Annotated in this window: 24 protein-coding genes and 1 tRNA gene; 16 read left to right on the forward strand and 9 right to left on the reverse strand. The window is 64.9% G+C overall.

Annotation, left to right across the window (positions count from 1 at the left end):
* The first annotated feature begins 51 nt into the window (after window positions 1–51).
* The 5 genes from Q0C17_RS12440 to Q0C17_RS12460 are packed head-to-tail and all read left to right on the forward strand — an operon-like array spanning window position 52 to window position 3,648.
* Window positions 52–507: a GNAT family N-acetyltransferase gene (locus Q0C17_RS12440; protein WP_291206712.1), complete on the forward strand. Its 456-nt coding sequence runs from the start codon at window positions 52–54 to the stop codon at window positions 505–507.
* A 48-nt stretch (window positions 508–555) separates the two neighbouring features.
* A complete protein-coding gene (locus Q0C17_RS12445) occupies window positions 556–1,443 on the forward strand; it encodes a dienelactone hydrolase family protein (protein ID WP_291206715.1) in 888 nt (295 codons plus the stop codon).
* A 42-nt stretch (window positions 1,444–1,485) separates the two neighbouring features.
* On the forward strand, window positions 1,486–2,022 hold the full coding sequence (locus tag Q0C17_RS12450; RefSeq protein WP_291206718.1) for a methylated-DNA--[protein]-cysteine S-methyltransferase: 537 nt from the start codon (window positions 1,486–1,488) through the stop codon (window positions 2,020–2,022).
* Window positions 2,019–3,218 (forward strand): crosslink repair DNA glycosylase YcaQ family protein, encoded by a 1,200-nt coding sequence (locus tag Q0C17_RS12455; protein ID WP_291206721.1) that lies wholly within the window; start codon window positions 2,019–2,021, stop codon window positions 3,216–3,218. Before Q0C17_RS12450 ends, Q0C17_RS12455 begins: the two co-directional genes overlap by 4 nt.
* Window positions 3,219–3,234: 16 nt before the next feature.
* Window positions 3,235–3,648, forward strand: a complete 414-nt coding sequence (locus Q0C17_RS12460; protein ID WP_291206724.1) for a Fur family transcriptional regulator — start codon at window positions 3,235–3,237, stop codon at window positions 3,646–3,648.
* 91 nt (window positions 3,649–3,739) lie between these two features.
* On the opposite strand, the gene Q0C17_RS12465 is transcribed toward Q0C17_RS12460, so the two are convergent.
* Together Q0C17_RS12465 and Q0C17_RS12470 are read right to left on the reverse strand one after the other, a co-directional pair.
* Complete coding sequence (locus Q0C17_RS12465; RefSeq protein ID WP_291206727.1) at window positions 3,740–4,876, reverse strand: PQQ-dependent sugar dehydrogenase; 1,137 nt, start codon at window positions 4,874–4,876, stop codon at window positions 3,740–3,742.
* A 121-nt stretch (window positions 4,877–4,997) separates the two neighbouring features.
* Window positions 4,998–7,868: a TonB-dependent receptor gene (locus tag Q0C17_RS12470; RefSeq protein ID WP_291206730.1), complete on the reverse strand. Its 2,871-nt coding sequence runs from the start codon at window positions 7,866–7,868 to the stop codon at window positions 4,998–5,000.
* A gap of 230 nt (window positions 7,869–8,098) precedes the next feature.
* Here Q0C17_RS12470 and queC point away from each other — a divergent pair, with 230 nt between their 5' ends.
* The 5 genes from queC (at window position 8,099) to Q0C17_RS12495 (ending at window position 12,678) form a co-directional block, all read left to right on the forward strand.
* Window positions 8,099–8,806: a 7-cyano-7-deazaguanine synthase QueC gene (gene queC / locus Q0C17_RS12475; protein ID WP_291206733.1), complete on the forward strand. Its 708-nt coding sequence runs from the start codon at window positions 8,099–8,101 to the stop codon at window positions 8,804–8,806.
* Window positions 8,803–9,450, forward strand: coding sequence for a 7-carboxy-7-deazaguanine synthase (gene queE / locus Q0C17_RS12480; RefSeq protein ID WP_291206736.1), 648 nt, complete (start codon window positions 8,803–8,805; stop codon window positions 9,448–9,450). Before queC ends, queE begins: the two co-directional genes overlap by 4 nt.
* Window positions 9,405–9,833, forward strand: coding sequence for a 6-carboxytetrahydropterin synthase (locus Q0C17_RS12485; protein ID WP_291206739.1), 429 nt, complete (start codon window positions 9,405–9,407; stop codon window positions 9,831–9,833). The genes queE and Q0C17_RS12485 overlap by 46 nt, the downstream gene beginning before the upstream one ends.
* Window positions 9,834–10,624: 791 nt before the next feature.
* Window positions 10,625–11,947: a mechanosensitive ion channel domain-containing protein gene (locus Q0C17_RS12490; protein ID WP_291206742.1), complete on the forward strand. Its 1,323-nt coding sequence runs from the start codon at window positions 10,625–10,627 to the stop codon at window positions 11,945–11,947.
* Window positions 11,944–12,678: a TMEM175 family protein gene (locus Q0C17_RS12495; RefSeq protein ID WP_291206745.1), complete on the forward strand. Its 735-nt coding sequence runs from the start codon at window positions 11,944–11,946 to the stop codon at window positions 12,676–12,678. Before Q0C17_RS12490 ends, Q0C17_RS12495 begins: the two co-directional genes overlap by 4 nt.
* On the opposite strand, the gene Q0C17_RS12500 is transcribed toward Q0C17_RS12495, so the two are convergent.
* On the reverse strand, window positions 12,675–13,145 hold the full coding sequence (locus Q0C17_RS12500) for a hypothetical protein (protein WP_291206749.1): 471 nt from the start codon (window positions 13,143–13,145) through the stop codon (window positions 12,675–12,677). The two genes, Q0C17_RS12495 and Q0C17_RS12500, sit on opposite strands and share 4 nt — an antisense overlap.
* 99 nt (window positions 13,146–13,244) lie before the next feature.
* On the reverse strand, window positions 13,245–13,940 hold the full coding sequence (locus Q0C17_RS12505) for a pirin family protein (protein ID WP_291206752.1): 696 nt from the start codon (window positions 13,938–13,940) through the stop codon (window positions 13,245–13,247).
* 173 nt (window positions 13,941–14,113) lie between these two features.
* On the opposite strand from Q0C17_RS12505, the gene Q0C17_RS12510 reads away from it, so the two are divergent.
* The 4 genes from Q0C17_RS12510 to Q0C17_RS12525 all read left to right on the forward strand — a co-directional run bounded on the left by Q0C17_RS12510 (window position 14,114) and on the right by Q0C17_RS12525 (window position 19,186).
* Window positions 14,114–14,881 carry a hypothetical protein gene (locus Q0C17_RS12510; RefSeq protein ID WP_291206755.1) on the forward strand — a complete coding sequence of 256 codons (768 nt, stop codon included), beginning with the start codon at window positions 14,114–14,116 and terminating at the stop codon, window positions 14,879–14,881.
* Between the two features lie 49 nt (window positions 14,882–14,930).
* Window positions 14,931–16,766, forward strand: a complete 1,836-nt coding sequence (gene recQ / locus Q0C17_RS12515; protein WP_291206758.1) for a DNA helicase RecQ — start codon at window positions 14,931–14,933, stop codon at window positions 16,764–16,766.
* Between the two features lie 106 nt (window positions 16,767–16,872).
* Complete coding sequence (locus Q0C17_RS12520; protein ID WP_291206761.1) at window positions 16,873–17,475, forward strand: ATP-dependent Clp protease proteolytic subunit; 603 nt, start codon at window positions 16,873–16,875, stop codon at window positions 17,473–17,475.
* A gap of 91 nt (window positions 17,476–17,566) precedes the next feature.
* Window positions 17,567–19,186: an ATP-binding protein gene (locus Q0C17_RS12525; RefSeq protein ID WP_291206764.1), complete on the forward strand. Its 1,620-nt coding sequence runs from the start codon at window positions 17,567–17,569 to the stop codon at window positions 19,184–19,186.
* Here Q0C17_RS12525 and Q0C17_RS12530 read toward each other — a convergent pair.
* The 3 genes from Q0C17_RS12530 to Q0C17_RS12540 all read right to left on the reverse strand — a co-directional run bounded on the left by Q0C17_RS12530 (window position 19,183) and on the right by Q0C17_RS12540 (window position 22,732).
* Complete coding sequence (locus Q0C17_RS12530) at window positions 19,183–21,411, reverse strand: patatin-like phospholipase family protein (RefSeq protein WP_291206767.1); 2,229 nt, start codon at window positions 21,409–21,411, stop codon at window positions 19,183–19,185. The two genes, Q0C17_RS12525 and Q0C17_RS12530, sit on opposite strands and share 4 nt — an antisense overlap.
* 56 nt (window positions 21,412–21,467) lie before the next feature.
* Window positions 21,468–21,544: transfer RNA gene (locus Q0C17_RS12535), tRNA-Met, on the reverse strand.
* 57 nt (window positions 21,545–21,601) lie between these two features.
* Window positions 21,602–22,732: an NAD(P)/FAD-dependent oxidoreductase gene (locus Q0C17_RS12540; protein WP_291206770.1), complete on the reverse strand. Its 1,131-nt coding sequence runs from the start codon at window positions 22,730–22,732 to the stop codon at window positions 21,602–21,604.
* A gap of 70 nt (window positions 22,733–22,802) precedes the next feature.
* On the opposite strand from Q0C17_RS12540, the gene Q0C17_RS12545 reads away from it, so the two are divergent.
* Window positions 22,803–23,567 (forward strand): hypothetical protein, encoded by a 765-nt coding sequence (locus tag Q0C17_RS12545; RefSeq protein WP_291206773.1) that lies wholly within the window; start codon window positions 22,803–22,805, stop codon window positions 23,565–23,567.
* Between the two features lie 26 nt (window positions 23,568–23,593).
* Here Q0C17_RS12545 and trxB read toward each other — a convergent pair whose 3' ends face one another.
* A complete protein-coding gene (trxB, locus tag Q0C17_RS12550) occupies window positions 23,594–24,562 on the reverse strand; it encodes a thioredoxin-disulfide reductase (RefSeq protein WP_291206776.1) in 969 nt (322 codons plus the stop codon).
* 81 nt (window positions 24,563–24,643) lie between these two features.
* Window positions 24,644–25,666 (reverse strand): cation diffusion facilitator family transporter, encoded by a 1,023-nt coding sequence (locus Q0C17_RS12555; protein ID WP_291206779.1) that lies wholly within the window; start codon window positions 25,664–25,666, stop codon window positions 24,644–24,646.
* Between the two features lie 116 nt (window positions 25,667–25,782).
* On the opposite strand from Q0C17_RS12555, the gene Q0C17_RS12560 reads away from it, so the two are divergent.
* The gene (locus Q0C17_RS12560; protein WP_291206782.1) at window positions 25,783–26,502 is read left to right on the forward strand and encodes a VOC family protein; all 720 of its coding nucleotides are present in this window, start codon (window positions 25,783–25,785) and stop codon (window positions 26,500–26,502) included.
* Window positions 26,503–26,553: the final 51 nt, after the last annotated feature.

Genomic DNA, 26,553 nt, shown 5'->3' on the forward strand with positions numbered 1-26,553 from the left:
AACTAGCAGGTGGCGGGCCCCTCGATCAACCCCGCCTGTCCGGATGACCCGATGACGCTTGCCCTGCGCCCCCTCACGCCTGCTGACGCGGCCCGCGCCGCTGTGCTGCATGCGCAGGGCTTTGCCGATGCCTGGAGCGAAGCTTCGCTTTCAGGCCTTATCGCGGAGCCAAACGTGCTGGCCCTCGGCGCGCAGGCCGGCAGCGCGCTCATCGCCTTCGCCCTGTTCCAGTCCGCTGCGGGGGACACGGAGCTTCTGACGATTGCCACCGATCCTGCCCGGCGCGGCGAGGGCCATGGCCGCCGGCTCATTGAGGCCGCGCTTGCCCCGCTCGCCGCCGCCGGCAACACGCGCCTGCTGCTCGAGGTGGCAGAGGACAATGCCCCCGCCCGCCATCTCTATGCCGGCCTCGGCTTTACCCTCGATGGCCGCCGCAAAGGCTATTATACAGCCGGGCGCGCAGCTCCCGTCGATGCCCTGCTGATGTCGCGCCCGCTCGGCGGGTAGCCTCCCGCGCTGTCCGGTCTATAGTCTTTCAAAACGAGGGAGACCCACATGGCCGATACCGAGCAGAAAATCGAAATCCCGCAGGAAGTCTTCAAGCTCTACGACGACTATTGCCACGGCGCCCTCTCGCGGCGCGACTTCTTCTCGAAGCTCTCCACCTTTGCCGTCGGCGGCCTCACGGTCTCCGCGCTCGCCGCCTGCGTGATGCCGGACTATGGCCGCGCCCAGACGGCTGAAGGGGAGCCGGATATCCTTGAGGAAACCGTCACCTACGCCTCCCCGAACGGGGCAGGAGAAATGTCCGGCTATCTCGTCCGCCCGGCCAGAGGCAAGGCCAAGCGCGCAGGCATCATTGTCGTCCATGAAAACCGCGGCCTCAATCCGCACATTCGCGATGTCGTGCGCCGCGCCGCCAAGGCCGGCTATGTCGCCTTCGGCCCGGACGCGCTTTATCCCCTCGGCGGCTATCCCGGCAATGATGATTCTGGCCGCGAACTGCAGGCCCAGCGCACGCGCGAATCCATGTTCGCCGATTTCATGGCCGCCGCCGAATTCCTGCGTGATCATCCGTACACGAATGGAAAGATCGCCTGCACCGGTTTCTGTTTTGGCGGTGCCATTGCCAACCTGATGGCCGTCCACCAGCCCTGGCTGAAGGCGTCGGTGCCCTATTATGGCGGCTGGCCCACGGCAGAAGAGGCGGCGAAGGTCGAGGTGCCGTTGCAGATCCACCTCGCGGGCAACGACACGCGCGTCAATGACGGTTGGCCGCCCTACAAGGCGGCGCTCGATGCCGCGGGCAAGGCCTACGAAGTCTACATGTATGAAGGCCTCGAGCACGGCTTCCACAACGACACGACGCCCCGCTACAATGCCGAAGGCGCCGCCCTCGCCTGGAGCCGCACGCTCGATTTCTTCGCGAAGCATCTGGCCTGAACGCCTCTGGACAGGCGGGGGAATCTGGCAGATGTTCCCCAAATGTTCGAGTCGGCGACAACCTTCGACACGCCCGCCGGCCTCTGCGGCCTCGGCTGGACCGCAGCAGGCCTGACGCGCGTGCGCCCTTTCGCGGAAAGCTCCGCGAAGGCCGTGCAACCCGGCGCCGTGCTGGTGGCCGAATCAGATGCCCCGCGACCCGTCGCGGCCACCATCGCGGCCCTGCGTGCCTTCCTCGCCGGGGAGGCCGTTCGCTTCGATGACGTCGCCCTCGATCTTTCCGGTATCTCCGACTTTGAAGCCGCCCTTTACCGCGCCCTGCGCGAAGTGCTCTGGGGCGAGACTGTCTCGTATGGCGAACTCGCCCGCCGCATCGGCGCGGACACTGGCGCCGCCCGCGCCGTCGGCGTTGCCATGGGCCGCAACCCTTGGCCGCTGATTGTCCCCTGTCACCGTGTGCTGACCTCTGACGGCAAGCTCGGCGGCTTCTCCGCGCCCGGCGGAACGCGCACCAAGACCGCACTGCTCGAGCGGGAAGGCGTGCACCTGGACGGCGGCCAGCTGGTCCTTTTCGAATGACTGGCGCGCCGCTGAGGATCGGCAACCGCGATGCGCGGCGCCTCTGGCTTGATGCGCAGGGCCTCGCCGCCACGCCCACCGGCCCGCTTGACCTCGCCGGCACCATCCACAAACTCGGCTTCGTGCAGCTCGATTCCATCCGCGTCGTCGCCCGCGCGCACGACCACATCCTCTGGAGCCGCAATCAGAACTACCGCGAGCCGATGCTCGTGAAATTGCTGAAGGACCAGCGCGCCGTCTTTGAACACTTCACGCACGACGCCTCGGTCATCCCGATCGAATTCTATCCCAACTGGCGCCGCCAGTTCCGCCGTATGGAAGCGCGCGTGAAGGGCTGGGACTGGCATGCCGGCTATCGCGGCGCGGAAGGGCGCGCCGAAATCCGCGAGCGCATCCGCGCCGAAGGCCCGCTCTCTTCGCATGCCTTCGACACCAAGGTGATCGGCAAGCGCGAGATGTGGCGCCGCCCACCGCACAAACTCTCGCTCGACTACATGTGGTATGCGGGCGAGCTTTCCACGTCCCACCGCGAGAACTTCACCAAGTTCTACGACCTCACCGAACGCGTCATTCCCCACGCGCACCTGAAGGCAAAAGAGCCGCCGGACGCCAAGCAGGTCGACTGGCTCTGCCGCGAGGCGATCCGCCGCCTCGCCTTTGGCAGCGAGGGGGACATCCAGCGCTTCTGGGCCGCCGCCGATCTGGAAGAAGTGAAGGCGTGGACCGCGGCGCAAAAGGACCTCGTGCCTGTCGAGATCGAATCGGCCGAGGGCGCGTGGTCGCGCGCGCTTGCCCCGGCTGACATCGAGGTCCGCCTCGACGCGGCAGAAACACCCACCTCGCGCCTGCGGATCCTCAGCCCCTTCGATCCTGTGATCCGCGACCGTGCGCGCCTGAAGCGCCTCTTCGGCTTCGACTACCGAATCGAAATCTTCGTGCCAGCCGAAAAGCGCATCTGGGGCTATTATGTGTTCCCGCTGCTAGAGGGTGACCGGATGATCGGCCGCCTCTGCGCCAAGGCTGACCGCAATGCAGGCACCCTGACCGTCGAGCGCCTCTGGACCGAGCCGGGCATCGCCTGGACCGGCCCGCGGGCGGCAAGGCTCGAAGCGGAACTTGCCCGGTTCGCGCGATTAGCGAATGTCACCGATACCATTTGGATGGACGGCGCTTATATGGACATTCGGGGAAGCTGAGGGCAAAACACCCGCCATGGACCGTTTGGAAAAGCTCTGCGTCGAAAAAGGCCTCCGCATGACGGAGCCGCGCCGCGTCATCGCGCGCGTACTCTCTGTGGCCGATGACCACCCCGATGCCGAAGAGCTGCACCGCCGCGCCAACTCGCTGGATGCCTCCATCTCGCTGGCCACGGTCTACCGCACCGTGAAACTGTTCGAGGATGCCGGCATCATCCAGGCGCATGATTTCCGCGATGGCCGCGCACGCTACGAGGAAGTGCCGGAAGAGCACCACGATCACCTGATCAATGTGAAGACCGGCGAAGTCGTCGAGTTCCACTCGCCAGAGATCGAGAAGCTTCAGGAAGAAATCGCCCGCAAGCTCGGCTACCGCCTTGTCGATCACCGCCTCGAGCTTTACGGCGTGCCGATCAAGGACGGCCAATAGCCACGCTTTCATCGCGCATCGTCGCCTGACATGAAAACGCCGCGCCAGGTCTGCCCCGGCGCGGCGTTTCGGTATTCACCTGAGGTTGGACCTATTCCTCCGGCACCACCTTGAAGATGCCGTCGAAATCCTTGCTCGCGATATAGAGATAGCCGTCCGGGCCCTGCGCCACGTCGCGGATCGAATACTCGTTCTTGAGCAGGTCTTCCTTGCCGACGACCTTGCCGTCTTCCAGATCGATCCGCACAAGGACGAGTCCGCTCGGCCCGTTCATGCCGCCGGTGAACAGGTCGCCCTTCCAGCCCGGATAGACATCGCTGGTCAGCATTGTCAGGCCCGATGATGCAATTGACGGCACCCAGTAGGTCTCAGGCTGCGTCATACCGTCCGCCTCGGTCTGGTCGGTGATCACCGTGCCGTCATAGTTGACGCCATAGGTGATCTTTGGCCAGCCATAGTTGGCGCCTTTGGTGATGATGTTGAGCTCGTCGCCGCCTTTCGGACCGTGCTCGGTTTCCCATAGCGTGCCCGATACCGTGTCATAGTAGAGCCCTTGCGAGTTGCGGTGGCCATAGGACCACACCGCCGGATTGCCCGCCGTACCATCTGCAAACGGATTGTCTGCCGGGATTGATCCATCCGGATTGATCCGGATCACCTTGCCGTGCGTGGTCTTCGGATCCTGCGCCAGGTCCATGTACTTGAAGCCTTCGCCGATGGTGACGAACAGGGTGCCATCATTCGCAAAGGCAAGGCGGGAGCCATAGTGATAGGTCGTATCGCGCAGGTCGCCGCGGAACAGCTCTTCCACATTCTCGAGTGCCGTGTGGTCATCGCTGAGGCGGCCGCGCACCACGAGGGTGGAGTTGGCTTCCGGCGTGCCGGACGAGAGCGAGACATAGACCAGCCGGCTTGCGGCAAAGTCCGGGTCGAGCGCAAGGCCCAGATAGCCGGCCTGATCGGCCGTCAGTGCCTGCGGCAATCCGGTCACGGGGGCGGAGGCCGCCGCGCCGGGCGCAAGATATTTCAGGCCACCTTCTTTCTCGGTGAAGAGCAGGCCGCCATCGGCCAGGAAGGTCATGCCCCAGGGTTGCTCGGCGGCGACCACCGGTTCGAGTTTCACCGTGAGATCGCTGACCGCGATGGGGGCCGAGGGCTCCACCGGTTCGGCGCAGGCCGCAACCGTCGCAATCAGGGCAAGCAGGGGCAGGCGGGTCGTTAACGTCATGGCGCGGCTCCGGGTTCAGTGCGGGTATCACCACAGGCATAATGCGTCCCGCGCTGCGCGCCAATGAAAAAGGGGCGGCCCCAAAAGGCCGCCCCCTCATGATGTGACGCTGAGGCGTCTGTTACCAGGATTTCGACACCGACACGCCGTAGGTGCGCGGCTCGGTGAGGAAGATGTTGGTGAACAGGCCCGAAGAGTCGTCGGTCAGGTAGGCACCGGTGATGACCTGCTCGTTGGAAATGTTCTTACCGAACGCTTCAACCCGCACGCCGCTCTCGTCGTTGAAGAGGGCGATCGAGACGTTGAGGTTGTCCCACGAGGACAGCTCGTCGCGGCCGGTATTGTAGACGCGGCTGAAGCTGTCCGACTGACGGTAGTAGTCAGCGCGGGCGGTCAGGCCCCAGTTACCGAACGCGCCCGGCTCCCAGGTGTATTCGGCGCCGAAGTTGATGGTCGATTCCGGAGCGCCCGGCATCGAGTTGCCATCAAGGTCCTTGGCGTCGCCATCGGTCGGGGTCAGCAGCGACACGGCGCTGGTGGTGCCATCGACGTTGGTGATGGTAACGGTCTGGCCCGTGAGGCCCAGCAGGGCTTCCAGGTTGGCCCGGCCACCGACACCGGCAGCCAGGGCGCCGTTGCAGATGCCGCGGGTCGAACCGGCAGGCAGTGCGCTGGCATTGATTGCGCCGAGTACGGCGGCGTAGCCCTGAGCCGACACAACGCAGTTGGCAAAGCTGGAGGCGTTCTTCAGCGTGACCAGGTCAGCGCGGCCGTTGGTGCGGTCCAGCACGTCGATGCCCCAGGTGTCCTGGATCTCGGTGTCGAGGATACCGATGTTGGCGTTGACCACGAAGGTCGAGACCGGGTTCCAGATCGATTCAAGCTCGAGACCCTGGAGTTTGGTGTCGATGTTGAAGTTGGCCGAAGTCCGGTTCACGATCTGCGTGATCTGGTAGCCTTTGTAGTCGTAGTAGAAGCCCGTTGCGTTGAGCTGCAGCGCGCCGCCAGCCAGCGAGTTCTTCGTACCGATTTCGTAGGAGTTGATTAACTCCGGTTCGAAGGTCTGCGGGAAGAGGTTTGCACCAACCGGTTGCGGCGGGTTGATACCACCACCCTTATAACCGCGCGAGTAGAAGGCGTAGATGAGCGTGTCTTCCGAGAAGCCGACATCCGGCGACCAGTCGAAGCCGGCGCGGCCGGTGACTTCCTCGAATTCTGCTTCGAGAAGGCCGGTCGATCTCAGCGTGGCGTTCGGAGCAAACAGCAGCGACGGGACAACGTCCTGTTCCTTCTTGTCGCTCGTGTAGCGCAGGCCGACGGTCGCTTTCAGCGAGTCGGTCACATCATAGTAGCCTTCACCGAACACGGCGAAGGATTCGAGGCGGTAGGGCGACAGCGAGCGGAAGTAGTTGCCGCCATTACCGACAATTGCACCGTCAAAGGCTTCTTCGCCGCCGACACCGTTATCAATCACGACCGGGCCACCGAAGAAGGCGCCGCCGGCTGCGTTGTTGATCTGGGCAAGCGCTGTCAGCGAGTTCGAGAACACGTAGTAGCCGTCGCCGGGACGTGCCGGATCGATGGCTTCAAAGTCGACGTAGATCGAGCCGAGGTTGAAGTTGAACGGGCCGTCCCACGAGGACTGCAGGCGCAGTTCGTGCGAGGTCTGTTCGGACTCGCCGCCCGACAGGTCGAAGGTGCGGAAGACGTTCGCGCGGCCAAGTTGCGGATCGTTGACCACACCGCCCGGGAACAGGAGCGGGTAGAGACCCGGCACAGCCGCGAACGCACCTGCCGTCGTGTTGAACTGGGTCGTCGGGGCGATCTTGTTATAGTCCTCTTTCGACAGGACCTTGTTCTCGCTGATGGCGCCGAGATAGGTCAGCAGAAGCGAGTCGGTCAGGTCGAATTCGAGCTTACCGGTGATCAGGGTCTGTTCGGCCTGGTAGGACGGGTCGAAAGCAGATTCGATCTCGCGGAGGTTCGGATTGATCGGCGCTGTGAAGGCATCGCCGTTCAGAAGGCCGGCCGTGATGGCCAGACCGCCGCCCAGTGTTGCAGCCGAGTTCACGCGGTCGTTCATGTCTTCAAGGCGAGCTTCTTCACAGCCCAGTGACGTCACAAGACGGTCAAGCGCGCCGATGGCCTGGCCGCCAAAGCTCGTGTTGAAGGGATCTTTCTTGCAAAGCTGTTTGCCCGAACGGATGCGGCTGTCGTCTTCTTCGAAGTGATCATAGATCAGCAGGGCGCGGATCCGGTCCGTCGGCTCAACCGCAATCGAGGCACGGATGCCATAGAGCGAGCGGTCGTCAATGTCGTTGCCGGTTACCGTGTTGGTGGCGTAGCCACTGCGCTCGAGGCTCGAGCCCGCAACGCGAACGGCGATCTTGTCACCAATCGGCACGTTCAGCATGCCCTGGAACTTGTAGGTGTCGTAGTTGCCGAGGGTTGCCGAGACGCGGCCCTGGAACTCTTCCATCACCGGCTTGGCGGTGATCGCGTTGAACACGCCGCCGGTGGCGTTACGGCCGTACAGCGTACCCTGAGGACCACGCAGGACCTCGATGCGCTCCATGTCGTAGAACTCGGCTTCGAACAGGGCGTTCGACTGCAGCGGAACGTCGTTCTGGTGGACGCCCACGCCGGCATCGCCGGACTGCGCCACGGCGTCGTTACCGATACCGCGGACCTTGAAGTTGTAGCCAGCGAAGTTGCCCTTCGTGAACGAGACGTTCGGGATCGACTTCACAAGGTCGGTACCACCGGCCAGCTGAAGCTTGTTGAGGGATTCTTCGTCAAACGCCGAAACGGCGATCGGAACGTCCTGGATGGACTGTTCGGTTTTCTGGGTGGTCACCGTAACGGTGTTCAGGCGGCGCGATTCATCCGGCGCCGTTTCTTCCTGAGCGATGGCCATCGGCCCAAACATCGTGAGGACAAGCGCCGAAGCCCCTGCCAGCAAGACGGTTTTCGAGTCAAAGTTCCGGGTCATTCTAATCTTCCTCCCCTCGGGCCGCTGAGTGCAGGTCACCGATACTGTTGATGATTTACGAGCCATCCTCTTTGCCGGGACCGCTTCAATGGCAACACAAGTGCAGGAACCGGGCCGTGTCAATTGCTCTCCCCGGGGGAGGGGGCAAACACTTTGCAGGGGTGTCAAAAATGTGACGGCACCCTGCGGGACCGCTTGGCCACCCCCGGCGGGCCTGTTAGAGCGCGGAAATGCCCGAAACGCCTGAAACCGCGCTGGTCCTGTTTTCCGGAGGCCAGGATTCCGCTACCTGCCTTGCCTGGTCGCTGGATCGCTATGCCCGTGTGGAAACGGTCGGTTTCGACTATGGCCAGCGTCACCGCGTCGAACTCGCCTGTAGGGATGTGTTCCTCGAACGTCTCGCCGCCGCGTTCCCCGGCTGGGCGGCCCGCCTGGGGCCAGATCATCTGCTGGACGCGGCCGTCCTCAAATCCCTCGGCCAGACCGCGATGACTGAGGATGTCGAGATCGAGATGCAGGCGAATGGCCTGCCCTCCACCTTCGTGCCCGGCCGCAACCTTCTCTTTTTCACCCTTGCCGGCGCCCTGGCCGTCCGCCGCGGCGCGTCCGTCCTTGTCGGGGGCATGTGCGAAACCGACTATTCCGGCTATCCGGACTGCCGCGCTGTGACCCTGATGGCGCAGGAAAAGACCTTGCAGCTCGGCCTTGAGGCAGACCTGATTATCGAAGCGCCGCTCATGCACATCGACAAGGCCGCCACCTGGGCCCTCGCCGATTCGCTCGGCGGTGACCCGCTCGTCGACTTGATAACCGAACACACCCATACCTGCTATCTCGGCGACCGCACCCATCGTCATTCCTGGGGCTATGGCTGCGGCACCTGTCCGGCCTGCGAACTGCGCTCGAGCGGCTGGTCCCGCTGGCAGGGCGCGCGATGACGTACTCCGTCAAGGAAGCCTTCTACACCCTGCAGGGCGAAGGCGCCCACACCGGCCGAGCCGCCGTCTTCCTGCGTTTTGCCGGCTGCAATCTCTGGAGCGGCCTTGAGCGCGACCGCGCCAGTGCCGTCTGCCGCTTCTGCGACACCGATTTCGTCGGCACGAACGGCGAGGGTGGCGGAAAGTTCCGCGAGGCCGCCGCGCTCGCCGCCCATGTCGCTGCGCTGTGGCAGGCGAACACCTCGCCGGGCGGCAAGCCCTATGTCGTCTGCACCGGCGGCGAACCCCTGTTGCAGCTCGACACGGGCCTTATCGACGCCCTCCACGAGGCTGGGTTCGAAATCGCTATCGAGACCAATGGTACGCTGCCCGCGCCCGCCGGCATCGACTGGATCTGCGTCAGTCCGAAGGCCAGCGCCCCGCTCGTGCAGACCTCAGGCAGCGAGCTAAAGCTGATCTACCCGCAGGACGAGCCTGAAGCGCAGCCGGATCGCTTTGTGTCACTGGACTTCCAGCACTTTTTCCTCCAACCGAGGGACGACGGACCCGGCGTGTCTCACGTCGCGGCAACCGCTGACTACTGCTTGAAGAATCCAAGATGGCGACTGAGCTTGCAAACCCACAAACTGACCGGTCTTCCCTGAAGGCCGAAGGTCAGGTGTTCGAGATCTCGAAGGCCATAACCTTTGAGGCTGCGCACTACATGGGCGGCAAGCCCGAAGGCCATCCCTACCGCTCCATCCACGGCCACTCCTTCCGACTGGAAACAACCGTCGCCGGAATCGTGAAGCCAGGCGAGCAATGGGTTGAAGACTTCGCCCATCTCACCGCCTGCCTCGAGGCCACCGCCGCCAAGCTTGATCACCGCCTCCTCAACGAGATCGAGGGCCTTGAGGTCCCGACGCTGGAAAGGCTCTGTCTCTGGGCCGCCGCCGACCTTAAACCTCACCTCCCGGGCCTCGCCCGCGTCGCCATCGCGCGGCCCAGTCTCAACGAGCGCTGCGAACTGGTCTTGCCGCCTGGATAGCGAATTGCGGCGCACAAGGTCCGGTCTGCACCCTTTCGCTCCGCGATCCCAAACCATCTAGCCGGGATTCCGGCTTCGCCGAACGCGAGGGCCGGGACCTAGAAAGCTAATCAGAACAAGAGCTTATTCCGTCCGGGCCGGCCCACGGACCCATCTTCGCCCGGCTGCGAACCCAAGAACTGCGCAGCGGACGATTCCTGCCGAATTCCGGCGCGCGCAATCTTCTCGCATCTGCCAGGTCCGGGGCCGATTCCCGGTAACGGCCGCTTCTGTCCTCAGCGACATAGATCGAGGTGAGCCGGTAAGAACCGGTAGCGAGTTCTGACTGGCCCGCCTTCTCGCAGGGCATTACTCGACATGGCTAATCGGTCAGGATCTGGCGGCGCCGAAGTCGTCCGGAGCATTACCCGAACCCCAGTGGCGCGCCCGGCGGACGTGCGGCGTCTAACGCCGGCCTTCATTTCTGCCCGCTCGCTGGCAGCGTCCGCCGCGCAGGCTCCCTTCCGTACGCGGACGGCTCTGCCGGTCCGGATGATTTCTATTTGCCTCTACCGCTATGGCTTGCGGTGGATCGAAGCCCAACGAGGACTATAACCCATGCCATGCCTCCATTGGCCTACGCCTTGATCCGCGCCGCCGCGCGCCTGCGTCACGGCCCGCCAAGGGTTGCGCGTTGAAGGGCGCCCGGTAAGGTCAGTCGACATTGCCGAATCCCCCAGACTTGCGAGGGCCGTTTGTTCCAGGAGCTTTCCGCGCCGTTCCCGGCCGCCGTCCCGGCGTTGGAGAGGCTCATGCGTGTCGTGAGCGGCTGGAGCCGCGAGGCCTTGTCCGATCTCGCCTCGCCGGACACGATCTGGCAATTGCTTGCGATCGTCATCGCCGCGGCGGCCGCCTACGTGATCTCGCGGTTCCCGCGCAAGCGCCTGATGGCGGCTGCGGAGGCGCGCGGGCGGATCGACTTCGTCCTGCTCGCGCTTGTCGCCGTCCTTAGAATGCTCTGGCCAGCCTGCACCGCGCTGTTACTGGTCGGCGTCACGGCGGCCTTCGAGGCCGCCGGAATGGGCAGCCGCTCGCTTCACATCGCGATGAGCCTGCTGATCGCCTGGATCGCGGTGCAGATCGCTACCGCCAGCATGCGGCGCGGCTTGGTCTCGAAGACCATCGCCTTCTTGCTCTGGCTGATCGCGGCGCTCTACATTGTCGGCTGGCTCGGCCCGGTGGGGGCAGGGCTGGGTTCCGTCGTGCTGCACTTCGGCTCGGCCGAGGTCACGCTGCTCCGACTGCTGACGAGTTTGGCGCTGGCGGCCTTCGCCCTCTGGCTCGGCTGGCTGGTCGGCAATCTCGCTCAGTCGCAGATGCGCAGTTCGCAGAACCTGCCGCCTTCGGTCGGCGGCCTGCTCGGCCAGACGCTGAAGGGCGTCGCCCTGATTATCGCCTTCATTGTCGCGCTGAACCTGGTCGGCGTGAACCTCGGCGCACTCACCTTCTTCTCCGGCGCTCTCGGCGTTGGCATCGGTTTTGGCCTTCAGTCGATCTTCTCAAACTTTATCTCCGGCGTCATCCTGCTGATGGAAAAGACGCTGAAGGTCGGGGACTTCATCGAACTTCAGGGCGGTCTCTCCGGCGTCGTGAAGCAGATCAACTTCCGCTCCACGGTGCTCACCACCAACGACAATATCGACATCATCGTTCCCAACGAAGCCTTCATCAAGAACCAGCTGATCAACTGGACGATGATGGATGCCAAGCGGCGCATTCACGTGCCATTCGGGGTCGCCTATGGCACGCCAAAGGAACTGGTGGAGAAGGCTGGCCTGGAAGCGGCCGCGCGTCTGCCCTGGACCTTCGATGACCAGGGCGAACGCAAGCCGCAGGTTTGGCTCGTTCGCTTTGGTGACTTCCGTCTCGATTTCGAGCTGATCGTCTGGCTTACCGACGAGGCCGTTTTGAAGCCGCAGAGGGTGATGGCTGACTATGTCTGGGAAATCCATTCCGCGCTTGAGCGTCACGAGATCAAGGTCCCGCACCCGCAGCGCGACCTTTTCCTGAAATCGGCTGAGCCGATTACGGTCCGGATCGAGAAGGGCGAGGCAGAAGGGAGCACGGAAAAATGATCCGTGAGCAGATTGTCCAAGCGCGCGATCATGATCCGCAGTTTGCCTGGCGCACCACCGAGGTCCTCCGGATCGAAAATCTCTCCGACATCATTTTCGCGCTCGCGCTCGGCATCCTCGTGTCGGCCAGCAGCACCATCCGCACCTTCGATGACCTGACGGGCTACCTGATCTCCATCATCCCGATTGCCGCCGGTTTCGCGATGCTTGTCTCGATCTGGAATGACCACTTCATTTTTTTCCGTCGTTACGCCCTCGCCGACGGCCGCATCATCGTGCTCAACACTGCATTGCTGCTGCTCATCCTCTACATCGCCTATCCGCTTCGCTTCATGTTCGACAGCCTGTTTGGCTTCATCCTCCTGCAGGCAGGTCAGATGGAGCGGATCGTCGAGATGGAAGTCGGCTACCGCGAGTCCGGTATCATCCTCGCCTTTTTTGCAGCCGGCTTTGGTGCCATCTACCTCACCATCGCTCTGATGTACGCGCGCGTGCTCCGCCTTGCCGACGAGATCGGCCTGTCGCCAAAAGAAAGGGTGCTGACGCGCCGGACGCTGTACGTCCACTACGCACGCATTGCCGCATCGCTGCTGGTATTCGGACTGGCAGGGTTTACGCCGCTCAACGGATTCGCCGGAATTGGCCTCAGCCTGATCTGGCCGTTCGCGATGATTGCGACCGCGCTCACCCCGCTGCCGAAAGGCAGCGAGGCCGAAGCGGCTAATGATTAGTCGAGGGACTTGGCGTAACGCGACGCAAACCGGCTCGAGGCGCGGCGCGCGTCATGCCAGGTCGTCAGGCCCGCCTGCGTGATGTCGGTTTCGAACCACTTGTATTCGAACGGCTCGGACGCCGTGCCGGCCGCATCATACGTCACCGCCGACAGCTTCATGCCGCCGACACTGACCGAGCGGTGCACGTCGAGCCCCGGCTCGTCGCCTGCCTGCTTGAAGGTTGGTCGCGAGGGCTTGGCGTCGAGGATCGTCACATCGATCCGCGCCACGTCCACGCCGGCCTTCGCCAGCGCGCGCTCCAGGTCGGTACGCACGCGCTTGCTGAGATATTCGCCTTCGCGCTCTCCATAGTCATCGGAGAGCTTTTCGGAAAACTCCGGAGCGTAGGTCACATTGATTTCCGCCGCTGCAGCGACCGGTGCTGCAACTGCAACAAGAAGGGCTGCCGCCAGAAAATGTCTCATCGCATCACTCCTGTTCAGGACTGGAACTCCGCCAGCCGACCGCCAGACTATACCAGTGATCGGCTGGGGGAAGAAGTCACGCCCGCGTGACCGAAGCGCCTAGACTGTGTCGACAAGCACCAACTCGGCCGAGTTGACGCCTTCCAGCGTCAATACTTCGCCGCCCGAGATGGCCGCACCATCCCGGATGCCGAGTGCCTTGCCGTTGAGCGTTACCTCGCCGTCCGCAATCACGAGATATCCGTAGCGGCCCTCGGGCAGCGTATAGGTCAGCGTCTCGCCGGCCTTGATCGTCGCGCCGAGTACCTTGGCGTCCTGGTTGATCACCAGGCTCCCGCCCTCGCCGGTGCCGGAGGCCAGCACTGCCCAGTTGCCGGACCGGTCGCCCTTCGGAAACTTGCGCGCGCCCCAACTCGGCTTGCCGCCGCGGATGCGCGGCAGGATCCACAGCTGGAACAGCTCGGTACGCACGTCCTCGGCATTCCACTCGGAATGCTGGATGCCCGAGCCCGCGCTCATCACCTGCACGTCGCCGGCCTCGGTGCGGCCAGTATTGCCGAGCGAGTCCTTGTGCGTAATCGCGCCCCTGCGGACATAGGTGACGATCTCCATCGAGTCGTGACCGTGCGGCGGAAAGCCGGTGCGTGGCTCGATCTCGTCATCATTCCAGACGCGCAGGGCGCCGTGCTGAATGCGGGCAGGGTCGTAATACTGAGAGAACGAAAAATGGTAGTGGGCGTTGAGCCAGTCATTGCGGAACCGGCCCAGCTTGTCGAATGGACGAATGTCAATCATCGAAGGCCTCCATCGGAAGAGTTGCGGCTGGCCGTCATATGCGCAGCCATTTTCCGACAGAGAAGGGCGCTGATGCGATGACATTCATGCAGACTGCGCATGAATGCCGGAGGCGTCAGGGCGACACCGCGCGATGCACCTGCTAGGCTGCACGCATAGGGCGGGGGCGGGACATGTCCGGAGACGCAGGCAATGACGGCCACATCGTGCTTGACGCCCCGGTGAACCGGTCGGCGCCGCCGGATACGCCGCTGCTCGCGGTTAAGTTCGTGCATTATCCGGGCAGCCAGCAGCTGATCCTCTGGCTGCCGCAGGATGGATACGCGGGTTACCGCACGTTCCGCATCCGGGGCCCGGGCGGCGGACGGGTAGAGGAGGCCGAAGTGACGCGCCGCCTTAACGGCCGGGTGCAGATCCTCGTCGACACGCATCCCTGGCTGCCAGGGGAATATCTCGTCGAGATCACGCATCGGGAGGGCTGGTCGCACGAGCTGGCACTGACCAAGCTGGAGGAGGGGATCGCCCCGCCCGCGCCGGAGCCGGAGCCGGGGCCGGCGCCGAGGTCCGATGGCCTGCCGATGGTCTACCGCGACGGCACTGGAAAGATGCTGCCGAACCATGACCTCGAACTGCGCGCGAAAGCGCTGGAGCGGCTCACCGCGCGCTTCAGCCGCCGCCTCGAATTCGAGGGCAACTTCCGCGCGGGCACTATCATCTATATCGAGGGCGATATCCGCCTCACATTCCATCACGAGATGTGCGGCGGCGGGGTGCACTTCAGCATCGACGTGCCCGTAGCCGCGAAATGGGAACTCGAAACCGGGCGCCCGCTCGGCGAGCGCGATGACATCGTGAAGTTCATCGCCGCCGAAACCCAGCGCCGGCAGGCCCGAACCTGGAACTACGTGATCTGCGACAACCGCATCGACTTCGTCGACTAGGCGCACCCCGCCACTTGCCGCGACTCGCGCACCCCTGCACAACGGCCCGATGCCTGCCGTCGCCACCCTGCAAGATGCCCGCGCGCTGCTGAAGCGCGTCTATGGCTATGACGCGTTCCGCGGCCTGCAAGAGAACGTGATCGCGGATGTGCTGGCTGGCCGCGACGGGCTCGCCGTGCTGCCGACGGGCGGCGGCAAGTCGCTCTGCTACCAGATTCCGGCGCTGCTGCGGGGCGGCTGCGGCCTCGTCGTCTCGCCGCTGATCGCGCTGATGGCAGACCAGGTGGACGCGCTAAAGCACGTCGGCGTACGCGCCGAACGGCTCGACAGCTCGATAGACTTCAACGCCCGCGCCGACGCGCTCAATGCGGCGGGGCGCGGCGAGATGGATCTGCTCTATGTCTCGCCCGAAGGCCTCGGCACCAACCTTGCCGACCGGCTGGCGCAGATGAAGATCTCGCTGATCGCGGTGGATGAGGCGCACTGTGTCAGCCAGTGGGGCCATGACTTCCGACCGGACTACCGCGCGTTGGGGCGCCTTAAGGGCATGTTCCGGGGCGTGCCGCGCCTTGCTGTCACGGCGACCGCCGACGCGCGCACGCGCCAGGATATCCTCACGCAGCTGGACCTGACCGATCCGTCCGTACACGTTGCAAGTTTTGACCGCCCGAACCTGACCCTTTCCGCAGAGCCGAAGGCCGGCAACCGTACGCAGCGCGTGGTGCAGCTGGTCAAGGCGCGCGCCGGAGCCAGTGGCATCGTCTATGCCGCCACCCGCAGCGCAGTAGAAGATATCGCCGAGGCGCTGGAGAAGGCGGGAATGCCGTCGCTCGCCTATCATGCTGGTCTCGATGCCAGTATCCGCGCTGCGCGCCAGCGCCAGTTCCTGCTGGAAGAAGGCCGCGTGATGGTCGCCACCGTCGCCTTCGGCATGGGCGTCGACAAGCCGGATGTGCGCTTCGTCATCCATGCTGATCCGCCCAAGACGCTGGAAGCCTACTGGCAGGAGGTCGGCCGTGCGGGCCGCGACGGTGAGCCCGCCGAGGGCGTTGCGCTGTTCGGCCCGGCCGACATGAACCGCTCGCTGCAATGGACCTATGCGAGCGAAGCACCGGACGAAGTGAAGCGCGTACAGCTGACGAAGACGCGCCAGCTGTTCGCATTTTTCAACGGCGACGAATGTCGGCGCGGCGCGGTGCGGCGCTACTTCGGCGAAGAGAAGGTCGAGCCTTGCGGCGTGTGCGACGCGTGCCGGGGCGAACTGGGCGAGCGACATGACGCGACGCGCTGGGCCCAAATGGCGGTCTCCGCCGTGCTGCGCTGCGGCCAGCGGATCGGGCGCGGCCGGCTGGTGCAGCACCTGCTCGGCGAGGCGAAGGATGATTTTGATACGGAGTTGTCGAAGCTCTCAACCTTTGGCATTGGCAAAGACCTGCCCAAGCCCGGCTGGAACCGGGTGTTCGATGCGCTGATGTTCGAAGGCCTGATTGCCGAAGGCGGCGAGGCGATGCGGCCCGTGGTGATTGTTCCGGATGCGGAGGACGCGAAGTCCCTGTTCCGAGGCGAGCGCACTGTTAGTTTGCGTGAGGATGTCGGCGCGCCCCGGCGGCGCACCAAGTCGAAAGGCGCGGCGCGGGCCGCTGTCATCGCCGACCTCTCGGCGCGCGACCAGGGTGTATTTGATGCGCTGCGCCAGTGGCGGACCGACCTGGCCAAGACGCGCGGCGTTCCGCCCTACGTGATTTTCCATAACCGCACGCTGGTCGAGATCGCCCGGGAGAGGCCGACCCGGGCGGAGGCGCTGCGCGAAATCAGCGGGGTAGGGGAGAAGAAGGCGCAGGCCTATGCCGCCGATGTAGCCCGGATCGTTGCGGAGGCGGGTTGACGCGTGGGGAAAGGCGCTGGGGAATAGTCAGACCCCGCCTTGACCCGCAGCCCGTGGCACCGCACCTATAGGCCCCAATGGACAGATTCCTCTCTCCGGAGCCCGCATGACCCCTTTCCGCCTCGACGACGAAGATGACAAAGAAAAAGGCCCGACCACGGAGCCGAACGCCTTCCTTGAGGCCGCCTTGTTCAAGGCCCGGACCGTCCTGCTGACCGGCGGCATCGACTTCAAGCAGGCCCAGCGCATTTCCGAACGGCTGCTGGCCCTGTCCTCGGAAAGCCAGGAGCCGATTCTGCTGGTCCTGTCCTCGCCCGGCGGTCATGTCGAGAGCGGTGATATGATTCACGACATGATCAAGTTCGTGCCGGCGCCTGTGAAGATCCTCGGCACCGGCTGGGTCGCCTCGGCCGGCGCGCTGATCTACTCAGCCGCCAAGAAGGAAAACCGGTACGCGTTGCCGAACACCCGCTTCCTGCTGCATGAACCGCGCGGCGGCGTCGGCGGCCAGGCCACGGACGTCGAGATCCAGGCCCGCGAGATCATCAAGATGCGCCAGCGTCTTAACCAGATCTTCGCGGACGCCACCGGCAAGAGCCTCGAGCAGATCAAGAAGGACACGGACCGTGACTTCTGGATGAGCGCTGAAGAGGCGATGGCCTACGGTCTCGTCGGCAAGATCGTCCGGCACCGCAGCGAGATCACCTGACGGCGTACGCCGCCCGCGGCTGATGTTTGCCTCCCGGTAAGGTTTATGGGCGATGGTTCACCCTTAACCATAACCGGGTGCCTGCACGTCCATGCCTGTACGCCTGAAGGATATCGCGCTGCCGGTGACCCCGGTCACGCCAGCGACGACGGCGGCTGCCGCGTTTTCCCTTTTCCTGTCCGATACCGCCTTGTTCGCGCTTCCGGTGCGCCTGGCCGAGGGCGACGAGGCAACCTATGGCCTTGTCACGCGCGGGCGCCTGACCGAGGCGCTCGCGGGGCCTAACGGGCGTGATGTTTATGCGGCCCGTTCGGTGACCCACCTTGTTGGCGCCCAACCAGTCGTGGCGCAGGCGAACATGCCCGCCGCGCTCATTGCCAAGAGCGCCGCCGAGCAAGGCACCAGCGCATTGACCGACGGCGTGATCGTGATGGAGCAGGGGGGCTATGTGGGCGTTGTTTCGCCCGCCATGCTGCTGAAGGCCGTGGCCGAAGAGAACGCCGCGCGCGCCCGCGCCCAGCAGAATGCCCAGCGCAAGATGGATGACATCCAGCGCCAGCTAACGCGGCTGTCAGAATCGCGCGCCCGCACGCTCGCCTTTATCGGCCACGAAATCCGCACCCCGCTGACTGGCATCATGGGTGTTGCCGACTTGCTGGACACGCAGCTGCCACCGGGCGAGCCGAAACGTCTCGCCAAGACCATCTCGCAGAGCGGCCAGCACCTCGAACGCTTGCTGACGGACCTTCTCGATCTCTCCCGCATCGATGCGGGCAAACTCGCGATTACCAAGCATCCAATCGAGCTGCGCCAGTTTGCCGTCGAGACACGCGACCTCTGGTTGCCGCAGTTCGACGAGAAGCGCGTGAGCCTGCGGATTGGCGTTGCGACCGGCGCCGAGCCGCGGATCGAGAGCGATGCAGGACGGCTTCGCCAGATCCTGTTCAACCTCGTCAGCAATGCGATGAAGTTCACCGATCGCGGCCAGGTGACCGTGACGCTGGCAACCTCTCCGTCCCCGGACGGTCTGATGTTGACGATGCGTGTCGCCGATACCGGACGAGGTATCTCGGACGCCGATAAGGTGCGCCTGTTCGAGGCGTTCGAGCAATCGGAGAGCGCCGATGCCTTCTCCGGCAGCGGCCTCGGCCTCGCGATTGCGCGCAGCCTCGCGCGGCGTCTTGGCGGCGAAGTCATTCTGTCCGACAATCCCGGCGGCGGCTGCGTATTCACAGTGGCGCTACCAGTAATCAAGGCGGGGCCGCGCCTTGCTGTTGAAAACAAGCCGGAAGGCAACGCTGCGCGCTTCGACCTTGGCGAGGTGCTGCTGGCGGAAGACCATGAGGCGAGTGCCTTCGTGATCCGCGAAGCCCTGATCGCGGCGGGCTGGCGCGTCGAGACGGTGATGGACGCAGCCGCTGCAGTGACGCGCGTGGGACAGCGGCGCTACCAGGTTATCCTGACCGACGTACATATGCCGCATGGCGGCGGCGAAGCGGTGCTGCGTGCCGCGCGCATGGGCAATGGCCTCAATATGTTGACGCCTGTGGTTGCGGTGACGGCTGATGCCAGCCCCGAACGCCGAGCTGCGTGCGACCGCGCCGGATTCTCGGGACTGATCGAGAAACCGATCCGCCCGCGCCCGCTGGTGGCGACGCTGGCCGATATCCTGATTTCCAGCGGTCAGCCGAAACGGGCTGCCGGCGCCTAGAACGTCCGTCCAATGAGCAGATAGGCCGATTGCCGTCCGCCCTCCGAGCGGCCGAAGGCGAGGTAGATCGGGCCGAAGGCCGTGCTGGCCGCAAGGAAGACGCTGCCACCAAAGCGCAGTTCACCGGTTTTGAAATCTCGGTCCTGCTGCCAGACATCCCCGAGTTCCGCCGAGCCGCCAACATAGAGCGGCACACCGAAAAGCTGTTCGGAATCACCCAGAAGGCGGCGACGGAAGATCAGCTGCGAGGCGAAGTAATTCTCGCCGGCCAGTTCCTCCTTGCGGAAGCCCGACAGGCTGAACAGGCCGCCGATGCGGTAGAGCGCATCGAGCGGCGCATCACCGTCTATCCGCTGGCCGGCGGCGAGAGAGGCGATCAAAGTGTTTGGCCCGAAGCTGCGTGCAGTGAGCGCCGAGGCGCTGAAGGTCTGGAAGTCCGCAGTGTCGCCAATCGCTTCAAAGCCCTGCACATAGCGCGCGCCCGCCCGCACGCCCTCTAGCGGGAAAAAGGGGTCGTCCAGTGTGTCATAGGCACCTGACGCGATGAGGCGGCCGATTTCGATGTCGATCTCCGCAAGCGGGGCGAAGCCCTCGTTCAGCTTGGCGCGGCCGGCGCCGACTTCGATGCCGAGGCGCAGTTCGCCGACATTGCCGAACTGGTAGCCCGCATCGACCCCGGCGAGGCCGTAGGTCAGGTCGTAGCCGGCTTCTTTGAAGCCACGTGACGAATAGACGTTCACCGGCCGGTTCTGGACCTCGCCGCGCACCGATGAGAACCAGCTCTGGCGGGAATCGAGCAGGCGGAAATACTCCGCCGCGATCTCGTTGAAATCGCCCAGCGTAGCGCGCGCCTGGATTTCCGAGCCGAAAGAGTCGAGCGCCGGGGAGCGAAAATCGAGCGAGATGGCAGCGTCGGATTCGGTGTTGAAGTCGTTCTCGACGATCAGACCGAAGCGCACACGGCCCGCATCCGGAATCGCGTCCTCTGCGCGCACGACGAGACCGGTCTGGCCATCCTGCTCTTCGAAGGCGTAGTCGACCCGCTCGAACGGGCCGAGTGCATAGATGCGGTCCAGCGCTTCTTCGATCTCGGCAGTGTCGGCGGGCTTGCCCACGAGGTCCATCACCTTGCCCTCGAGCAAGGACTGGTCGAGGCGCGAGGAATTCTCGATACGGAGGAAGCCGATGACCGGCCGATCGGTCTCGCCCTTATCGGCGTAGACGATGGCGGGCCGGCTGGCGGCGAGCGTTTCGAGGCGCCCTGTCTCGGCCTGCATGGCGGCGCGTCCGGCCTCGATGAGCTCATCGCTGTCAGTAAATGCGGTCGGGTTGAACCCGCTCGTATCGATCCGCACAAGGAGGTCTTTGCCCGTTAAAGAGGCAATCTCGGCCCGCTCGTTGGTAAGGATCAACAGGCTGACGGTCTGGGCGAGCACATCGACCACCGAGCCGATCTTCTCCTCCGGGATCAGCTCGCTCGGCGTCCAAACAGCGATTACGATATCGGCGCCCATGTCGCGCGCGACCTTGATCGGCACGTTAGCGGCAAGGCCGCCATCGACCAGTAGCTTGCCTTTATGGCGCACGGCAGGGAAGACGCCGGGCAGCGAGATCGACGCGCGCATTGCCATCGGCAATTCGCCGGAGCTCAGGACAACCGCCTCGCCGCTGGCGATGTCAGTGGCGACCGCGCGGAACGGAATCTCGAGGCTGTCGAAGTTTTCGAGGTTCGTGCGCGCGGGCGTGAGGCGGCGCAACTCCTTCATCAACGCCTGGTCGGGCACTGCGCCGGTTGGCAAGAGAATGCCGGCGGCAGAGACGCCAAGGCTCGCCGTTCCCGGAAAATCTGCCTGCTGCTGTTTCTGTCGAAAGGTCAGCTTGTCACGGTCGGCCTGGGGCGTGAAGACGCCAGACCAGTCCACGTCGTTGACCGCGGCCTCAAGCTCGGCCCCGTCCATGCCGGAAGCGTAGAGACCGCCGATCACGGCGCCCATCGAGGTGCCGACGATCATATCTGGCCGGATGCCGAGGCGTTCGAGCTCCTGGATCGCGCCGACATGCGCAATGCCGAGCGCGCCGCCGCCGGAGAGGACGAGGGCGATCTTCGGTGGGTGGGGCGCCTCTTCGGGAAGGGGAGCTTCCTGAGCGCGGGCCGGGGAGGCCAGATATGCGGCTGCCACGAGGGCGCCAAGAGCCAGGGTCAGGAAACGGGCGTTGGGCGGCATGAACAGGTCTCCTTGACCCCGACAGAGAGCAGGAAGCGTGCCGGAAGGAAAGGGAATGGTGGTTCGGGAGAGACTTGAACTCTCGACCTCGCGATTATGAGTCGCGCGCTCTAACCAGCTGAGCTACCGAACCATTCGCCGCATCAGCGAAGGCGCCTGATACACACTGGAGGTGGGGCGTGCAAGCGCCCTAGGCCGCCAATCCGGCCACATGGTCGGCAATCGACAGGGACGAGGTCAGGCCGGGGCTTTCGATGCCCAGGAGGTTGATCAGGCCGGGGCTGCCGTGGATTTCGGGGCCCTCGATGCGGAAGTCGCCAGACGGGGCGCCTTTGGGCACCAGTTTGGGCCGCACACCGGCATAATCGGGTACCAGCCGGTCGGCCGTCAGGCCCGGCCAGTAGCGGTTGACCTCCTGCAGGAACACAGCCGCGCGGGCGGGGTTCACCCGGTAATCGAAGGGCGGGCGGGCATCCTCGGCCAGCCATTCGGCGTCCGGGCCCACTTTGCCGCGGCCGGCGAGGTCGATGGTCAGGTGCAGGCCGAGGCTGGACGTGTCCGGCATCGGGTAGATCAGACGGGAGAAGGGGGTGCTGCCCTGGATCGAGAAATAGTTTCCCTTGGTGAACCAGGTGCGGGGCAGGGCGGCTGTATGGGGGCCTTCGATGGCGGCGGCCACCGTGACGGAATGGTGTCCTGCAGCGTTAACGACCGTGCGGGCCCGGATGGTGGCAGGGGCGGCACCGCCGGTTTCGAGGCGGACATGCCCGGTCTCGACCGCGCCGGAAAGCAGCGGTGTACCGAAAGCGATCGAGCCGCCGGCGTCTTCCAGTTCGCCCTGCAGGGCGAGGAAATAGGCATGGCTGTCGAAAATGCCGGAGACGGGCGAGACGATGGCGCCGGAAATGTCCGGGCTGAGGGCGGGCTCGATTCGCCGGACAGTGGCGCCGTCGACAAGGCTGAGCTGCTCGACGCCGTTGTCCTCGGCCCGGGCGAGAATGGCCGCAAGCCCCTCCGCTTCGGCGGCGCCAACCGAGACCACGAACTTGCCGCAGCGCTTCACTGCGATGCCGCGGGCATCGAGAAAGGCATAGAGCATCCGCCGGCCAGCCACGCAGTGGCGCGCCTTCAGCGAGCCTTTGGCGTAATAGAGGCCAGCATGGATGACCTCCGAGTTGCGCGAAGAGGTGTGCATCGCGATCTGGTCCTCGGCCTCAAGCACGATGACTTCGCGTCCGGCCCGGGCGAGCGCGCGGGCGGCCGCGAGGCCGATCACGCCTGCGCCGATGACCACCACGTCTGCCTCGAAACTGTCTGCCATAGCGTGTCCAGGTCCCAGTATTGTCACCCCCGCTCGCCGAAGGCTTCCAAACGGTCTACTATCAGGGCGCATGATCCGACGCAGCTTGATTCTCGTGGCGCTTGTTGTCTCAGGGGCGCCCGCCGCCTTTGCGGATTTCGCGGCCGCGGATGCGGCGTTCCGGGCCGGGCGGTATGATCTCGCGCTGACCGAGGCGGCGGCGCTGGCCACGCCAGATTCCGATGCGCTACGGGCCCGCGTGATCCTCGCGAGGGCCATGTGCACCGGGCGCGAGCCTGACACCGGGCAGATCAAGGAAGCGCTGGCGGCGGCGGAAGCCGCCATTCGGAAAGATGCCCGGCACGAGGAAGGCCGGCTGCAGAAGGCGATTGCCCTCTCGTTGCTGACCCGGCCGATGAGCCTGTCGGAGGCGAGCGAGTCCGGGTACGGACCCAAGGCGAAGGCGCTGGCCGAGGGCGTGCTGGCGGACGACCCGGCAAACCATTACGCGCTGGGTTTCCTGGCGGTCTGGCATGTCGAGGTGCACCGCCGCGGTGGCAGTATCGGCGCGGCAGTGATGGGCGCAAGCCTCAAGACGGCACGGAAAAACTACGCCGAGGCTGTGCGCCTTGCACCTGAGGATGCCGGCCTGCGCTGGCAATGGGCACGTGCGCTGGCGGCTTTCGACGCGAAGAAGTACCGCGCCGAGATTGAGGCAGAGCTGCAGGCCGCTCTGACCATTGATCCGCCCACGGAGCTAGACCGCGTAATGCAGGGGCGCGCGCAGACGCTGCTGGGAGTGGTGCAGACTGCCAAAACGCGAGAGATCGAGAAAACGGCGCAGGGGATGCTCTAAGGCGGGATGTAGTCTCGACTTGGGATTTATTCCGCGGCAACCGCCTCTGCGTGCGCAGCTTGCTCGGAGAGCCAGCGTTCTGCTTCCAGCGCGGCCATGCAGCCCATGCCGGCAGCGGTGACGGCCTGGCGGTAGGTTTCGTCGGTCACGTCGCCGGCCGCGTAGACCCCGGGGATGGCCGTGCGGGTGGAGCCGGGCTCGGTGATCAGGTAGCCATTGTCGCGCATCGGCAGCTTTCCTGCGAAAAGCTCCGTGGACGGTGCATGTCCGATGGCGATGAAGATGCCGTGGACGGGGATATCGCGCGTGGCGCCCGTCTTGACGTTTTTGATGCGCGCGGCGGTGACGCCGAGAGGCTGTTCGTCGCCGAGCACCTCTTCGAGCGCCGAATCCCAGATCACTTCGACCTTCGGATTCTTGAACAGGCGGTCCTGCAGGATCTTCTCGGCGCGGAAATGGCCGCGGCGGTGGACGACCGTGACCTTGGAAGCGAAGTTCGTGAGGAAAAGCGCCTCTTCCACGGCCGTGTTGCCGCCGCCGATGACCATGACTTCGCGGCCTCGGTAGAAGAAGCCGTCGCAGGTGGCGCAGGCAGAAACGCCGAAGCCCTTGAACTTCTGCTCGCTTGGCAGGTCCAGCCACTTGGCCTGGGCGCCGGTGGAGATGATGACGGCATCCGCAGTATAAGTGGTGCCGCTTTCGCCGACCGCTTTGAAGGGGCGGCTTTCGAAATCGACGCTGAGGATGTGATCGTTCGCGACTTTCGCACCCATCTTCTCGGCGTGTTCCTGCATGCGCACCATCAGGTCCGGCCCGAGGATGTGAGCCTCGCCCGGCCAGTTCTCGACGTCCGTGGTGATGGTCAGCTGGCCGCCGGGCTGCATGCCGGTGACGACGAGTGTTTCGCGAAGCGAGCGGGCGGCATACACGGCAGCGGTCCAGCCGGCCGGGCCGGAGCCGATGATCAGAATTTCGGAATGTCTCATCTCGGCCATAGGGGCCTCCATCGTCTTCGATGCCCCTATATGGGCGGTTGCAACGAGGGTTAAAGCGCTGCGCGCGGCTTCGCAATGCGGCTATGCGGCAGCGGGGCTAACCTCTCCGATCACTTCCACGGTGGCATGGCTGGCGCCGAAGGCGTGGGCGAGGCGTTCCTTGACGGCGCGGCGCACCGATTCGGCGTCGGCGCCAGGGGCGAGGGTGACTTCCAGCGTGACCAGAGGGCGCGATTCGGTCAGCGCCCAGGCGTGAACATGGCTGACACTGGCGACGCCGGGAACACTGGCCTTGATGTCCTCGATGATGCGGGGCGCCTCGAGGCCCTCCGGGGTGCCCTCGATCAGGATATGACCGGCATCGCGTGCGATGCGCACGCCGCCAAAAAGGGCGAGGCCCGCGACGAGGATCGAAAGCAGGGGGTCTGCGATGTACCAGCCCTGCCAGAGGATGAGCACGGCGGCGAGAATGGCGGCGACCGAGCCGAGCAGGTCGCCCGCCACATGCCAGAGCGCCCCGCGCAGGTTCAGGTCCTCTCGGTTGCCGCCGTGCAGAATGGCAAAGGCCATGATGTTGACGACGAGGCCGAGCACGGCGACGCCAAGCATCAGCTCCCCGAGGATGGGGGACGGGAGCAGCAAGCGGTTGACCGCTTCCCAGACGATCCAGAGCGCCAGCAGGATCAGCAGCACGCCATTGGTAAAGGCGGCGAGCACCTTCATCCGGCCGAAGCCGAAGCTGCGCCCCGGATCGGCGGGCCGCGCAGCGAGCTTGTAGCCGAGCCAGGCGAGTAGCAGCGAGCCCGTATCAGTCAGCATGTGGGCGGCGTCCGCCATCAGCGCCAGCGAGCCAGAGACGATGCCGCCGATCACTTCGGCGAACATGAAGCCGCCGGTCAGCAGCGCCGCAAGGACGACGCGGCGACGGGAGTCCACCGTGGTCATGTCCGCATGGTGCTGGTGGTGAGGGTGGTCCTCGTGGTCATGCGTGTGGGCAAGGCCGTAGGCATGGGCATGCGCATGGGCGCCGTGCTCATCCGGACAGCCTGCGTCCGGCGGCGTGGGCCCGTGGCTGTGCGCTTGTTTGTGATCATGATCGTGCATGGGGCGGGGGTGCCGCGTGCGGACCGCCGCGTCAACGGGGGCGTGATAGCATAACGACCCCGGATGGGGTTATGCTCGCCCCAGAGGCATGGCCACAACGTGCACGGGAGGAACTAATGGGACATGTACGCCTGCGGCAGCTGGTGATTGCGGCCGCATCGCTCGATGTGGCTGAGGCACTGGCGAATGTGCTAGGGCTGGGGGAGGGCTATCCAGACCCCGGCGTCGGCGAATTCGGGCTCGTCAACCGCGTCTACGCCATAGGCGACCAGTTTCTGGAGGTGGTGGTGCCGACGGCGCTGACCGCGCCGGCGGGACGCTTCCTCGCGCGCGGCGGGGATGGCGGTTACATGGCGATCTTCCAGACCGACGACCTCGCGGCCGCAAGGGCGCGGGCCGACGCGCTGAAGATCCGCCGTGTGTGGAACGTCGACTTGCCGGACATTTCCGCCAGCCACCTGCACCCGGCTGACATGGGCGCAGCGATCGTCTCCATTGACGAGGCGCGCCCGGCGGGTAGCTGGCGCTGGGGCGGCCCGGACTGGCACAAGAACGCCGTACCCGGACGGCTCACTGGCGCCGTGATCCGCACCGCCGACCCGGAATCAATGGCGGCGCGCTGGGCCGAGGCGCTGGGCGTGAAGGCGAAAGCCGGCGTGGTTGAGCTTGCGGATGCGACCTTGGAATTCCGCCAGGGGGCGGAGGAGCGGATCGTGAAGTTTCTCGTGAACGTGCCCGATATCGGCGCGGCGGCCGTGCGGGCAGCGAGGCGCGGACTGGACGTGGTCAATGACGAAGTGCGGATCGGCGGGGTGGGGATTGTGTTGAGTGCCTAAGTAGCTGCTCACCTCCTGTCGCGCAGCGATGGGAGTTGAGCAGCTTGTTCT

Origin of the sequence: Hyphomonas sp., assembly GCF_022844445.1 — a bacterium.
Taxonomy (GTDB): domain Bacteria; phylum Pseudomonadota; class Alphaproteobacteria; order Caulobacterales; family Hyphomonadaceae; genus Hyphomonas.